The sequence below is a fragment of the Janibacter zhangyanbonis genome, assembly GCF_050507325.1.
Taxonomy (GTDB): domain Bacteria; phylum Actinomycetota; class Actinomycetes; order Actinomycetales; family Dermatophilaceae; genus Janibacter.
On sequence record NZ_CP191481.1, the window covers coordinates 1288526 to 1302149 of the forward strand.

General features: G+C 72.6%; 11 protein-coding genes and 1 riboswitch. Of the genes, 8 read left to right on the forward strand and 3 right to left on the reverse strand.

Translation table 11 applies throughout. From position 1 onward, the window contains the following. Positions 1-75: 75 nt before the first annotated feature. Complete coding sequence (locus tag ACQBJO_RS06325) at positions 76-984, forward strand: proteasome assembly chaperone family protein (protein ID WP_421006759.1); 909 nt, start codon at positions 76-78, stop codon at positions 982-984. Between the two features lie 3 nt (positions 985-987). On the opposite strand, the gene ACQBJO_RS06330 is transcribed toward ACQBJO_RS06325, so the two are convergent. Continuing rightward, positions 988-2658, reverse strand: coding sequence for a DNA polymerase (locus ACQBJO_RS06330; RefSeq protein WP_421006758.1), 1671 nt, complete (start codon positions 2656-2658; stop codon positions 988-990). Positions 2659-2718: 60 nt separating this feature from the next. Between ACQBJO_RS06330 and ACQBJO_RS06335 the strand changes: the two genes are divergently transcribed. The 7 genes from ACQBJO_RS06335 to ACQBJO_RS06365 all read left to right on the forward strand — a co-directional run bounded on the left by ACQBJO_RS06335 (position 2719) and on the right by ACQBJO_RS06365 (position 10134). Beyond that, entirely contained in the window at positions 2719-3453 is a 735-nt protein-coding gene (locus tag ACQBJO_RS06335) for a hypothetical protein (protein WP_421006757.1), read from the forward strand. 43 nt (positions 3454-3496) lie between these two features. Further along, positions 3497-5038 carry an alanine/glycine:cation symporter family protein gene (locus ACQBJO_RS06340; protein ID WP_421006756.1) on the forward strand — a complete coding sequence of 514 codons (1542 nt, stop codon included), beginning with the start codon at positions 3497-3499 and terminating at the stop codon, positions 5036-5038. 57 nt (positions 5039-5095) lie between these two features. Beyond that, a complete protein-coding gene (locus ACQBJO_RS06345) occupies positions 5096-5482 on the forward strand; it encodes a YkvA family protein (protein ID WP_255185907.1) in 387 nt (128 codons plus the stop codon). An 86-nt stretch (positions 5483-5568) separates the two neighbouring features. Further along, entirely contained in the window at positions 5569-6651 is a 1083-nt protein-coding gene (locus ACQBJO_RS06350) for a DUF4192 domain-containing protein (protein ID WP_421006755.1), read from the forward strand. 17 nt (positions 6652-6668) lie between these two features. Further along, positions 6669-6779, forward strand: a riboswitch (SAM riboswitch). 15 nt (positions 6780-6794) lie between these two features. Further along, entirely contained in the window at positions 6795-7925 is a 1131-nt protein-coding gene (gene metX, locus ACQBJO_RS06355) for a homoserine O-acetyltransferase MetX (RefSeq protein WP_255185909.1), read from the forward strand. A gap of 97 nt (positions 7926-8022) precedes the next feature. Next, on the forward strand, positions 8023-8421 hold the full coding sequence (locus ACQBJO_RS06360; RefSeq protein WP_421006754.1) for a universal stress protein: 399 nt from the start codon (positions 8023-8025) through the stop codon (positions 8419-8421). A 150-nt stretch (positions 8422-8571) separates the two neighbouring features. Continuing rightward, a complete protein-coding gene (locus tag ACQBJO_RS06365) occupies positions 8572-10134 on the forward strand; it encodes an RNA polymerase sigma factor (protein WP_421006753.1) in 1563 nt (520 codons plus the stop codon). Here the strand turns inward: ACQBJO_RS06365 and ACQBJO_RS06370 are convergent, their stop codons facing one another. Together ACQBJO_RS06370 and ACQBJO_RS06375 are read right to left on the reverse strand one after the other, a co-directional pair. Further along, complete coding sequence (locus ACQBJO_RS06370) at positions 10135-12414, reverse strand: transglutaminaseTgpA domain-containing protein (RefSeq protein ID WP_421006752.1); 2280 nt, start codon at positions 12412-12414, stop codon at positions 10135-10137. Then, positions 12411-13622 (reverse strand): DUF58 domain-containing protein, encoded by a 1212-nt coding sequence (locus tag ACQBJO_RS06375; protein ID WP_421006751.1) that lies wholly within the window; start codon positions 13620-13622, stop codon positions 12411-12413. The genes ACQBJO_RS06370 and ACQBJO_RS06375 overlap by 4 nt, the downstream gene beginning before the upstream one ends. Positions 13623-13624 lie beyond the last annotated feature (2 nt).

Sequence of the window (13624 nt, forward strand, 5' to 3'; positions counted from 1 at the left end):
ATCCCTTGCGGGGGAATGGTCCCGGCACGTGCGTCGTTGCCACAATGAGTGCTTCACCGACCAGGAGGACCTGACGTGACCGAGCGCCTCTACCGCTACGAGGTCGACACCGACCCCGCGCTGCTCCAGCCCGGGCCGATGATCGTCGCCTTCGACGGCTTCTTCGACGCCGGCATGGCCCAGCGCCTGCTCGTCGACCACCTCCTCGAGGCGGGCGACCCGACTGTCGTCGCGTCCTTCGACGTCGACTCGCTCATCGACTACCGCAGCCGCCGGCCGGTCATCACCTTCGACGCCAACCGCTACACCGACTACGCGGACCCGGCGCTGCTGCTCTACCACCTGCTCGACCGCGACGGGCAGACCTACTACATCCTCACCGGGCCCGAGCCCGACTACCGGTGGGAGGCCGTCGTCGAGTCGGTCATCCGCCTCATGGACGAGATCGGCATCAGCCTGGCGACGCACGCGCACGGCATCCCCATGGCGGTGCCGCACAGCCGCCCCGTCGGCATGACCGTCCACGGCTCCGACGAGCGCCTCATCGGCGAGCACAAGCCGGTCTTCGGCACCGTCCAGGTGCCCGCCTCCCTGGCGGCCCTGCTCGAGATGCGCCTGGGCGAGAGCGGGCGCGATGCCGTCGGCTTCAGCATCCACGTGCCGCACTACCTCGCGCAGTCGACCTTCCACGACGGCGCGCTCACGGCGCTCAACGCGATCGTCGACTGCACGGGTCTCAACCTGCCCAACGACGCGCTCGCCGAGGCCGCGCGCGAGGGGCGCATGCAGATCGAACGCGAGATCGAGGACAACGACGAGGTCCGCGAGGCCGTCCAGGCGCTCGAGCGGCAGTACGACGTGCACCTGCGGGGCCTCGAGCGGCCCAGCCTGCTTGCCGGCGAAGGGGAGAAGTTGCCCTCCGCGGACGAGCTCGGCGCGGAGTTCGAGGACTTCCTGCGCACGGTCGACGACTCGGAGCAGTAGCCGCTACTTCGCCTCCGACCACCGGCGCACGACCGAGGTGTCGGCGACGAAGCGCACCTGCTCGCCGCCGAGCCAGCGTCGGGCCGCGTCGGTCAGGGCCCGGTCGACGAGTGCCGCGGCCTCCTCGGCGTGCTCCTGCGGTACGTGGACGAGCAGCTCGTCGTGCAGGCAGAGCACGATGCGCCCCTGCAGCGGGCGGACTGCGACGCGCACCGTCGCCGCCCACGCCTTGAAGAGCTCGGCGGCCGAGCCCTGGATGACGGCATTGCGCGCGAAGCGCCCGCGGGCCGCGGCCAGGCCCTCGCGCGCCTCGTCATCGCCGCCCCCCGGGAAGTCGGTGCGCACGAGGCGCCCGCCGTGGGTGCGCACCGGCTCGCCGCGCCGGCCGGCGTCCTGCGCGCGCTGCAGGTGCGCCATCGCGACCGGGTAGGTGTGCTCCAGTCCCTTGAGCGCCTCGGCCGCCGGCCCCGAGCGCTGGCCGTACATCGCCGCGAGCACCGCGATCTTGGCGACCGAGCGCTCGACGCCGAGGCGCTGCGCGACCGGGGCGTAGAGGTCGTCCTCGCGGGTCGCCGCAGCGAAGGCCTCGTCGCGCGAGACGGCGGCGAGGACCCGCGGCTCGACCTGGCCGAGGTCGGCGCGCACGAAGGCCCACCCCTCGTCGGCGGCCACCGCCGGCCGCAGCTCCGCGGGCAGGTTGTGCAGACCGGCCTGTGCGGTCATCCGCCCGGCCGCCCCGTCGCACGCGGCCCAGGCGCCGCGCAGCCGGTCGTCAGCGCCGACGTGCTCGCGCAGCCACCGCCAGCCGTAGGTCGTCGCGATCCGCTCGCGCTTGCGCCACTCGAGCAGAGCGGGCACGACCGGGTGGGTGGCCCGGTGCGCCTCGAGGACCCACTTGCGGGTCGAGGGCACGTCGACACCCGCGCGGGCGAGCATCGCCTTGACCTGGGCGGGGTTGCGCAGGTCGACGTGGCCGGTGCCCGGCAGCGCCGCGAGCACCGGGGCATCGCGGGCCGTGCGGGCCGCGAGCTCCTCGTCGAGGGTGTGCGGTTCCTCGCCGGCCGCCTCGGTGACCAGCCGGCGCGCCGTGGCGCGGTCGATGGGCAGGCCGTGCAGCTCGAGCTCGACGCACAGGACGGCGGCGGCCGACTCGGCGTGGGCCGTGGCGAGCGCCCGCCCGCCGCGGGCGGACATCGCGTCACGCTGGTGCGCGGCGACCTGCCGGGCGGCCTCGGCGAAGGCGGCGCACCGCTGCGGTGTCGTCAGCCAGGCGCCCGTCACCGCGTCGGCGCGCAGGTGGCCGTCGTCGCGGACGAGCTGCTCGGCCGGCACCTCATCGGTGAGCAGGTCGAAGAGGTCTCCCGTCGGCGCGCTCGGGGCGCCCGCGGGGTCCAGCCGGTGCACCGCGGCCCAGGCTCGCTCGGGTCCGGCGGCCCAGCCACCGTGTGCCAGGCGGTGCGCCTCGGCGACGTCCCAGGTGCGGTCGAGCCGGGCGCCGGCGGCGACGAGCGGTACCACCGACGCAGCCGACCAGGTGACCCATCGGGTGCCGGGGGAGAGGGCGGCGACGAGCGAAGGGAGGTCCGTCGCCAGCAGGGGGTCGCCCTCCGGCGGGAGCACGGCTCCGACGCCGTCGACCCCGACGACGACGGCTCCCGGCTGCTCTCCACCCACGAGCGGTGAGGCTACCCGCGCGCACCGACGGGGCCCCCTTCGTCATGACAGGATGCCGACATGGGATTCATCTCCGACCGACTCGGCTTCGGCAAGAAGAAGCAGGTGCAGGACACGCGGACCGCGCTCGAGCAGGCGCGTGACCCCAAGAGCCGCCGCGGTCTGTCCGGATCGTCGCTCACGCTCGTCGAGAACCTCCTCGACACCGGCATCGACGGACGCGGCCCCTTCGACTCCGCGGCGCAGGTCGCCGACGAGGCGCTGGCCAAGCACGGCGGCGACGTCGACAAGGCGGTCGACGAGGTCGTCGGCGACACGCTCAAGCTCGCCGGTGCCAGCGGCTTCCTCACCAACCTCGGCGGCTTCGCGACGATGATCGTCGCCCTGCCGGCCAATGTCTTCGGCTTCTACGTGCTCGCCACGCGCATGTCGGCGGCCGTGGCCCGGCTGCGCGGCTACGACCTCGCCCAGCCCGAGATCCGCTCCGCCGTCCTGCTCAGCCTCGTCGGCGCCGACGCCCAGGACCTGCTCGCCAAGGCGGGGGTCGTCGCGCCCACCGGCCGACTCGCCAGCATGGCCGCCCAGCGACTGCCCGGGCCGGCCCTGATGGTGGTCAACAAGGCCGTCGGCTTCCGCATCCTCTCGAGCGCCGGCAAGGGCGTCTTCGCGCGCTTCGGCAAGGCGGTGCCGGTCGTCGGCGGTGCCGTCGGTGCCGGCATGGACGTGTGGCTGATGCGGCAGATCGGCACCCACGTGCGGACCGAGTTCCCTGCGGCGGCGCCGGACCTGAGGTAGCGTCCCGCGGGTCCATGACCCGCGCCACAGGGAGCTCTACCGCATGTCCTTCGCCGAACTCGTCGACGCCACCAACGGCGTCATCTGGTCGATACCGCTCGTCGGGCTCTGCCTGGCTGCTGGCGTCTACTTCACAATCCGCACTCGCCTCGTCCAGGTCCTCGGGATCCCCGACATGATCGCCCAGCTCGTGCGGGGCGAGAAGTCGCAGGACGGCACCTCGTCCTTCCAGTCGCTGATGATGTCGCTGGCCAACCGGGTCGGCATGGGCAACATCGGTGGCGTCGCGACGGCCATCGCCTTCGGTGGTCCGGGCGCGGTCTTCTGGATGTGGGCGGTCGCCCTCCTCGGGGCCGCGACCTCCTTCGTCGAGTGCACGCTCGGGCAGATCTACAAGGAGAAGGACCCGGACACCGGTGAGTACCGCGGTGGTCCGGCCTACTACTTCGAGAAGGCCTACGCCCACAAGGCCAAGACCTTCTCGCTCGTCTACGCGATCGTCTTCGCCGTCGTCACCGTCTTCGCGATGAGCTTCTTCCTGCCGGGTGTGCAGGCCAACGGCATGTCCTCGGCCATCGAGTCCGCGTGGGGCGTGCCGACCTGGGCGACCGCCATCGGCGTGGTCATCGGCCTGGCCTTCATCGTCATCGGTGGCGTCAAGCGCATCGCGACCTTCGCGGCGTTCGTCGTGCCGCCGATGGCGATCCTCTACATCCTCTTCGCGCTCGTCGTCTTCTTCGTCAACGTCGACCAGATCGGCCACGTCTTCGGCGAGATCTTCTCCGGTGCCTTCGGCGGGCACGCCGTCTACGGCGCCATCGTCGGCCAGGCCGTCAAGTGGGGTGTCCAGCGCGGCATCTACTCCAACGAGGCCGGCCAGGGCACCGGCCCGCACCACGCCGCCGCGGCCGAGGTGTCGCACCCGGCGAAGCAGGGCTTCGTCCAGGCCTTCGCCGTCTACATCGACACCCTCTTCGTCTGCACGGCGACCGCCTTCATCATCATCTCGACGGACATGTACACCGTCTTCAAGGGCGAGACCTTCGGCGACGAGACCCTCTACGTCGGCGGGGTCGGCACCGACACCGAGCCCGGTCCGGGCTTCGTGCAGGCCGGCTTCGACACCCTCGCGCCCGGCTGGGGCTCGAGCTTCGTCGCGCTGGCCCTCGTCTTCTTCGCCTTCACGACAATGGTCGCCTACTACTACATGGCCGAGGTCAACCTCGCCTACCTCACCCGCAAGATCGGCAACGGCGTCGTGCGCCGCGGCATGATCCGTGCACTGCAGGCGCTGATCCTCGTCTCCGTCGCCTACGGCGCGACGACGACGGCCGGCTCCGCCTGGGGCCTGGGTGACATCGGCGTCGGCACGATGGCCTGGCTCAACATCCTCGGCATCCTCATGCTGCAGGGCCCGGCGCTCAAGGCGCTCAAGGACTTCCGCGCCCAGAAGAAGCAGGGTCTGGACCCGCAGTTCGACCCGCGCGACCACGGCATCGTGGGCGCGACCTTCTGGGAGGACCGCGCTGACGGGCTCGTCACACAGGGTGCCCCGGTGGAATCCCCGGCCGACGCGGGTCGTTGACCCCCGTGGAGCGCCCCCGACCCGGGAGCGCCCGAGCGTCAGGAGACCCCGATGGCCATGAGCCGCCGAGTCCGTAGTGCTGCCCACCTCGCGTCGGCCGTCCGGAGCGCCTCGCGCCCCGGCAGCCCCGGCATGATCGCGCGTCTGCGGGCCGTGCCGCGGATGATCCGCGCGGTCCGCTCCGGGGCCTACACCGGCCTGTCGTCCGCGCGCCTGGTCATGATGCTCGCCGGTGTCGGCTACGTCGTCTCGCCGATCGACATCGCGCCCGAGGGGCTGCTGCTGGCCTTCGGCCTGCTCGACGACGTCATGGTCGTCGGCTGGCTCGCCGCGACCCTGGTCAAGGAGACCGAGGACTTCATCGCGTGGGAGCAGGGCACGGCTTTCCAGCCGCAGCCCCAGCCCCAGCCGGGGACCGTGCGCTCGCACGTCGTGCCGGACTGATCCACAGCCTCGTGGCCGCTGCCGCGAGGATCCACAGGCGGCCCGCCCCTCGGTCGAGGGGGCGGGCCGCTCGGCATCGTCGGGGCATGACACCGACTGCCTCCCCCCGCGACCCCGCCGAGCTCGCCGTCCTCGTGCCCTACCAGCTCGGTTACCACCCGGGCCCCTCCCTCGTCCTCACGGCGCTGCACGGTCGTCGCGTGGGCATGGTCCAGCGGCTCGACCTCCTGCCCGATGCCGCGGCGTGCGAGCAGGTCGCGGCGCACTGCGTCGCCGTGCTGGCCCACAGCGGGGCGCAGGGTCTGGCCGTCACGGCCTTCGAGGAGGACGAAGGGGGGTCTCGCCCCCTGCGCACGGCGGTCACCTCAGCCGCCCTCGTCGCAGGTCTGCACGTGACACCGCACCTCGTCGTCCGCGAGGGCCGCACCTGGCCGGGCGGCCGCGAGCTGCCGCAGCCGCACGAGGTGCCGGCGGTCGCTCCCTTCGTCCTCGCCGGCGTGAGTCCCTGGCCGAGCCGGCAGGCGCTCGTCGACGGGGTGGTGCCGCCGACCGACGAGGTGAGGGCCGACCGGGTCGCTGCCGCGGCCGAGGGACTCGACCTCGCCCACGTCGACGAGGACGAGCTGGTCGACGTCTGGGCCCGGGTCCTCGACCCGCGCCGCACCGCGGAGCCGGTGGCGGTGCTCACCGACGCCGAGCTCGCCTTGCTCGCGATCTCGCTGCTCGACATCCCGTGGCGCGACGGGCTGCTCGCCATGCTCGCCCCCGGCTTCTTCGACCTCGACGCGCTGCCGCCGCACATCGCCACGCTCGTCATCGACGCAGCGGGGGACTGCCCGTGGGTCGACCTGTGGGAGGAGGGCGACGAGTGGCCGCGGCCGCAGGAGTGGCCCGAGGAGGTGCTGCTCGTGCGCGAGCGCCTCGTCGAGGTGGGCCGTCTGCTGCCGCCGCCCCTGACGGCGGCGGTGCACGTCGCGGTCGCGCAGCTGGCCTGGTGGGCGGGCGACGGCACGATCGCCGGCATCTGCCTCGAGCGGGCTCTCGAGGTCGACCCCGACCACCGGCTCGCCGACCTGATGTCGCGGCTGCTCGTCACCGGCGCGCACCCGTGGAGCGACGCGGTGGCGGGTCCGCACGACGGACGCGGCTCGATCCCGCGCGCCTCATGACGTTAGAGTTGGCGGCAGGTCATGAGTGCCAGCGCAAAGCCCCGGCTTGCTGGCCGGCAACCCTCCTCGCGACGGGGTGCCCCGGGTGATGACCTGGCCGCGTCGAGGCGATGTGGCAAGGCGAGACACTTCGGGAGCACTCCGTGAGCGTGACCACCACACCCCCCACGAGCACAGCGTCGTGGCGCGACGGTGACGAGCCGGGCGACCGGCACTTCCACTCCGTGGGCCACCTGCGGCTCGAGTCCGGCGAGTCCCTGCCCGACGTCGTGCTCGCCTACGAGACGTGGGGGCGGCTGAGCCCCGAGCGGGACAATGCGGTGCTCGTCGAGCACGCGCTGACCGGTGACAGCCACGTCGTCGGTGACGCCGGTCCCGGTCACCCCACGGCGGGCTGGTGGCCCGGGCTCATCGGTGAGGGTGCGCCCCTCGACGACTCCTACTTCGTCGTCGCGGTCAACGTCCTCGGTGGCTGCCAGGGCAGCACCGGGCCCGCCAGCACCGCGCCCGACGGGCGGCCCTGGGGCAGCCGGTTTCCCCGACTGACGATCCGCGACCAGGTCGCCGCCGAGGCGCGCCTGGCCGACGCGCTCGGCATCGAGCGCTGGCACACCGTCATCGGCGGGTCGATGGGTGGCATGCGGACCCTCGAGTGGGTCGCGAGCCACCCCGACCGGGTCGGCACGGCGATCGCGCTCGCGACCGGTGCCCGGGCGACCGCCGAGCAGATCGGCTGGTGCCAGGCGCAGATCCTCGCCATCCGCAACGACCCGTGGTTCGCCGGGGGCGACTACTACGACCACCCGCAGGGACCGGAGAGCGGCCTGGCCATCGCCCGCCGCATCGCGCACATCACCTACCGCAGCGAGCTCGAGCTGCACGAGCGCTTCGGCCGCGAGGAGCAGGACGAGCCGGCGGGGGAGTCGGGGCGCCCGCGCTACACCGTCGAGAGCTATCTCGACCACCACGGGGGCAAGCTCGCGCGTCGCTTCGACGCCAACTCCTATGCGGTGCTCTCCGAGGCGATGAACTCCCACGACATCGGTCGTGGACGCGGCGGGCTCGAGGCGGCCCTCGCCCCCTTCGCCGGTCGTCTCGTCGTCGCGCCCGTCGACTCCGACCGGCTCTACCCGCCCCGGCTCTCGAGCGAGATCGCCGCGGCGCGGCCCGGCACCCGGCTGCGCACGATCCACTCGGCGGTGGGTCACGACGGCTTCCTCACCGAGGTCGACCAGGTCGGCGAGCTGCTCCACGAGACCCTGCGCGACGCCTGACTCGTCGACACCCCGGCGGGGAGTGAGACAGGTCACGGGACCGCGGTGTAGCGTCTGGCCCAGGTTGTCCACCTGAGCGAGCTGACGAGGAGCACCGATGACGATCGTCGTGGGATACGTGTCCACCAAGGAAGGCGAAGCCGCCCTGGAGCGGGCCTTCGAGGAGTGCCGCCTGCGCAATGACAAGCTCGTCGTCATCCACTCCGACCGCGGCGGTGTCGGCCTGAGCGGTGACACCGCGCGCAAGCACGAGGACGACCTCGCGCAGGTGCGGGCCCGCATGGACGAGGCCGGGGTCGACGGCGAGGTCCGTGGGCTCGTGCGCGGCAAGGAGCCGGCCGAGGACCTCATCGTCGTGGCCGAGGAGACCGGCGCCGAGCTGATCATCATCGGCCTGCGTCGTCGCACCCCCGTCGGCAAGCTGATCCTCGGCTCCAACGCCCAGCGTGTGCTGCTCGACGCGCCCTGCGACGTGCTGGCGGTCAAGGCCCGCTGACGGGCCGCTGCCACCCCTGGTGGCGGCATCTGCGCCGCCCGCGTTTTATAATGGTCACGAGCCCAGCGCACAGCGACCGGGCGAGTCGGGACCGCGGGGTGACGCCACCCCCTTCGTCCCGGCGGAATCCTCCGTGACGAAAGGTTGTTGGTGACTGCTGTGTCCCCACGGTCCGGCGAGACGCAGGGCTCCCTCCCCAAGGAGTTCTCGCACCCATCGTTGCAGGAGCTCGTCCTGAAGGGCCGCACGACCGGATCCATCACCAGCGACCAGCTGCAGGCAGCATTCAGCGAGGCGAAGATCAGCCCCACCCGGGGTCGGGTCGTCCTGCGTGCACTGGGCGACCAGGGAATCGAGGTACAGGTGCCAGAGTCCACCCCGGCGAAGAAGACCGCGAAGAAGGCTCCCGCCAAGAAGGCGGCGACCAAGACCGCGGCGACGAAGACGGCCACGAAGAAGACCGCGACCAAGAAGGCCGCCGCGCCCGCGAAGAAGGCTGCTCCGGCGAAGAAGGTCGCGGCCAAGAAGGCCGCGTCGACGGCGACGGCCGCTGCCGCCGCTGCGCCCGTGAAGCAGGCGGCGCCGGCCAAGCAGGCCGCCGCGAAGAAGGCCGCCGCCAAGAAGGCTGCGGCCAACCCCACGACGACGACGGCCGAGGAGCCGGCACCCGGCGAGGACGAGCTGCTCGTCGACGAGCCCGAGGCGAAGACCAAGCCCGAGACGGAGCAGGACGAGAAGTCCGGCTTCACGATCAGCAACGACGACGAGGACGACGCGCCCGCGCAGCAGGTCGTCACGGCCGGTGCCACCGCCGACCCGGTCAAGGACTACCTCAAGCAGATCGGCAAGGTCGCGCTCCTCAACGCCGAGCAGGAGGTCGAGCTCGCCAAGCGGATCGAGGCCGGCCTCTTCGCCGAGGAAAAGCTCGCCTCCGGCGAGAAGATCGACATGAAGTTCAAGCGCGAGCTGTGGTGGATCGCCCAGGACGGCAAGAACGCCAAGAACCACCTGCTCGAGGCCAACCTGCGACTCGTCGTCTCGCTGGCCAAGCGCTACACCGGTCGCGGCATGCTCTTCCTCGACCTCATCCAGGAGGGCAACCTCGGTCTGATCCGTGCGGTCGAGAAGTTCGACTACACGAAGGGCTACAAGTTCTCGACCTACGCCACGTGGTGGATCCGCCAGGCGATCACCCGCGCGATGGCCGACCAGGCGCGCACGATCCGCATCCCCGTGCACATGGTCGAGGTCATCAACAAGCTCGCTCGTGTGCAGCGCCAGATGCTCCAGGACCTGGGCCGCGAGCCCACGCCGGAGGAGCTGGCCAAGGAGCTCGACATGACCCCCGAGAAGGTCGTCGAGGTCCAGAAGTACGGTCGCGAGCCGATCTCGCTGCACACCCCGCTCGGCGAGGACGGCGACTCCGAGTTCGGTGACCTCATCGAGGACTCCGAGGCCGTCGTGCCGGCCGACGCGGTGAGCTTCACGCTCCTGCAGGAGCAGCTGCACTCGGTGCTCGACACCCTCAGCGAGCGCGAGGCCGGCGTGGTCTCGATGCGCTTCGGCCTGACCGACGGCCAGCCGAAGACGCTCGACGAGATCGGCAAGGTCTACGGCGTGACCCGTGAGCGGATCCGCCAGATCGAGTCCAAGACGATGAGCAAGCTCCGTCACCCGAGCCGCTCCCAGGTCCTGCGCGACTACCTCGACTGATCACCCCCGGCGGAGGAGGCGGCGCAGGATCGCGCGGCCGAGCGTCCGCCAGGCGTCGACCCCGTCCTGGGGCCACAGCACGGAGCGCAGCTGCATCGAGCGCTGGCGGCTCGCGCGCACCCGGTCGACGACCTGGCCGACCTCGCGGGAGATGTCCGGCAGGTCGGCGCCGGGCGGTGCGTAGCGCGCCCGCTCGAGCGTCGCGACGACGTGGTCGAGGTGCTCCTGGGGCTCGCCCTCGAGGTGCAGCCGTCGGGAGAGCCAGGCGCCCGTCTGGCGCGGCGTCGCCCCGACCGGAGGACGCAGCCCGAGGTCGTCGAGCTGGCTGACCAGCTCGTGCCACTCGCGCTCGACCCGCTCGGTGTCGTCGAGCGAACGGCGCCGATCCAGACGGCGCGCCACGAGCGCGGACACCGGCATGATCGCGAGGACCAGCCCGGCGCCGAGCAGCCACAGCAGCCAGGTCAGCCACGCGGGTCGTCCCTCGTCCTGCCCGGTCGCGGCCTCGGGGACGGCGACGTCCTCGGGACGATCGGCGGAGCTGGCCGAGCTGCTGCTCGCGTTGTCGGAGCTGGTCGAGGTCTCGCTGCCTGCGCTGGAATCGGTCGTGTCCACCGAGTAGCCCGGCGTCGAGGCCGCGCGCGAGCCGGGCGTCGGCTCGAAGCGCGTCCAGCCGACGCCCTCGAAGTAGAGCTCCGGCCACGCGTGCGCGTCGCTCACCCGCACCACCCGCTCCTCGCCGGTCGACAGCGACCCGGGGAGGAAGCCCACGGCGACGCGCGCCGGGATGCCGCGGGCGCGGGCCATGAGGGTCATCGTCACGGCGAACTGCTGGCAGTAGCCGGTCTTGGTGTCGAGGAAGGAGACGATCGGGTCGCGGCCCTGCGCGTCGGGCAGCTCGAGGCTGTAGGTGAACTCGCTGCCGCGCAGGTACTCCTGGATCGCCTGCGCGGTGGCGAGCGGGGTCGCGTCCTGGGGGACGACCTCGTCGACGAGCTCGCTGATCTCCGTCGAGGAGCCGGGGTCGAGGGTGAGGTAGGAGTCGTCGGCCGCGCTCGGGTCGACGGGCAGCGCGGTCTCCAGGTCGAAGTCGTCCTCCTCGGGCGTCAGCTCGGTGAAGGTCGCCGAGTAGGTCCCGGGCGTCTGCTGGACGCGGGCGGTGCCGTCCTGGCCGAGGGCCCAGGCGATGCCCCCGGTGTCGACGGAGCTGACGAGCGAAGGGAGCGGCAGCTGCGGTGCCGCGACGCCGTTGGACTGCACGACGATCGTCCGCCGCTCGGCGGGGATGTTGCCCGGGATGCGCAGCGTCGGGTCGACCGGGGAGAAGCCGTCGACCGGCTCGGGGGCATCGGAGCGCATCCGTCCCAGGCCGTCGGAGAAGTCCTCGACGACGGCGACGCGCAGCGGCTCGGGCGAGGGGGCGCTCGTCGTGTAGGTGAGCACCGGCTCCTCGCTCGGTGAGGCGAGGCTGCGGCGCAGGTCGAGCGCACTGGCCAGGCGCACGCCCGAGCCGCCGACCGACGAGCCGCCGCGTCCGAGCCCGTCGAGCACGTAGCGCGTGGGCAGGTGGGGGACGAAGGTCGCCAGGGCGACGGCACCGGCCAGGCCGAGGGCGCCCAGGCGCACGGCCTGCCAGCGGTGCGAGCGCGCCGCGACCTCCTCGCCGTCGCCGCGCGCGAGCCGGGGGACCGAGGTCACCCAGCCGTGGAGGTCGACGTCGGCCTGGTGGACGACCATCGCCAGCCAGACGCTGGCCGCGACGAGGAACCACAGCCCGTGGAGGGACCCGCCGGAGTTGGCCGCGGAGACGAGGAAGAGCGACAGCAGCGGCAGGCCGGCGACCGATGGCGACATGGCGGTGGCGCTCGACATGTCGACGGCGAGCGCGACGACCACGACGACGGTGACGAGCATGACGACGATGCCCGGCGTCGCGGGGGCCGGTGCGGCATAGCGGGTGATCGTCTCGTGCGCGTCGGAGACGTGCGCGGCGAAGGTCGAGATGGTCTGCGGCGTCGGCACGACGCCGAACCACGTCGTCTCCCGCAGCTGGGTGACGAGCAGGTAGAAGCCGGCGACGAGCGCCTGGCCCAGGACGACGAGACCCGCCCGGGTGGTCAGTCCGCGCAGCAGCATGCCGCTGAGCATGACGAGGAGGATCCCTCCCATCGCCGGGCCCACCCACGGGTTGTCGTCGAAGAGCGAGCGCAGCGGGAGCGCGACGACGAGGGTGCCGAGCGCGGCGAGCAGCCCGGCGACGGCGCGGAGGTCGTGTCTCATGCCCGCACCCCCAGGCCGACCGACAGCCGTGTCCACAGCTCCGGCAGCTGGGCTCCGGGGCGCACGACCTCGGCCCGCCACCCGCCGAGGGCGAGCCGGTGGGCTGTCTCGTCGGCAGGACCGGTGCCCGAACGTCCGGTGAAGCCGCCACGGTCGACGACGAGGGCCCGGCCGTGGCGCGAGCGCGAGGTGCACAGGTCGACGACCTCGTCGTCGAGCTGCCCCAGGACACCGACGACGAGACCGCCCCCGTGGAGCATGAAGTCGTCGAGCGCCTCGACGAGCCCGTCCGGCGAGGTCGTCTCCGCCGGCTCGACCGCCGCCAGCTCGTCGAGCGCGTGGTCGAGGTCGACGAGCGGGACGACGGCGCCGGTCTCGTCGGACGCGAGGCACAGGTGCACCTCGAAGCGCTCGCCGAGCAGCACGGTGACGATCGAGGCGACGGCCGTGACCGACCACTCGAAGGACCCCCCGCCGCCCGTGCCGGCGTGCGAGCCTGCGCGGTCGTCGAGCAGGACGAGCGCGCGGCGACGGGAGGGCTGCTCGTCCTGACGGACCATCGTCTCGCCGGTGCGGGCGGTCGAGCGCCAGTGGATGCGCCGCAGGTCGTCGCCGATGCGGTACTCGCGCACCCCGATGTCGTCCTCACCCTGGAGTGCGACTCGTGAGGAGGTCGACGTCTCGCCGCCCCCGCCTGCCGGCACGCCGCGGACGGGGGTGAGCGGCAGGACGCGGGGCAGGACGACGAGCGAGGTCTGGCCCGGCACTGCGATCGATCGGGTCGCCAGGCCGAAGGGGTCGGTGACGCGCACCGAGAGCGGACCGATCACGTGGTGCCCGCGCACGTGCGAGCGCACCCGGTAGGAGAGCCGGCGGCTCTCGCCGCTGTCGAGCCGCGGCACGAGCAGGTGCGGGCGGTCGCCGAGGGCATAGGCGAGGGTCTCCTCGCCGCGCAGCAGGGGGGTGCTCAGCCGTCCGGCGTTGCGCACCTGCACGGTCACGTCGGCGTGCCCGTCGGTCGGGATCCGCACGGGGGAGACCTGCCGCGAGACGTCGAGGTCGAGGTCGCGACGGGAGAGGAGCAGCGCGAGGGCCGGAAGGACGACGAGCAGCCCGCCGACCTTCGTCAGGTCGTGCAGGCCGAGCACGAGCCCGGTGAGGGCGACGAGCACGCCGGCGGCGACGAAGAGCCGCCCACGGCCGGTCATCG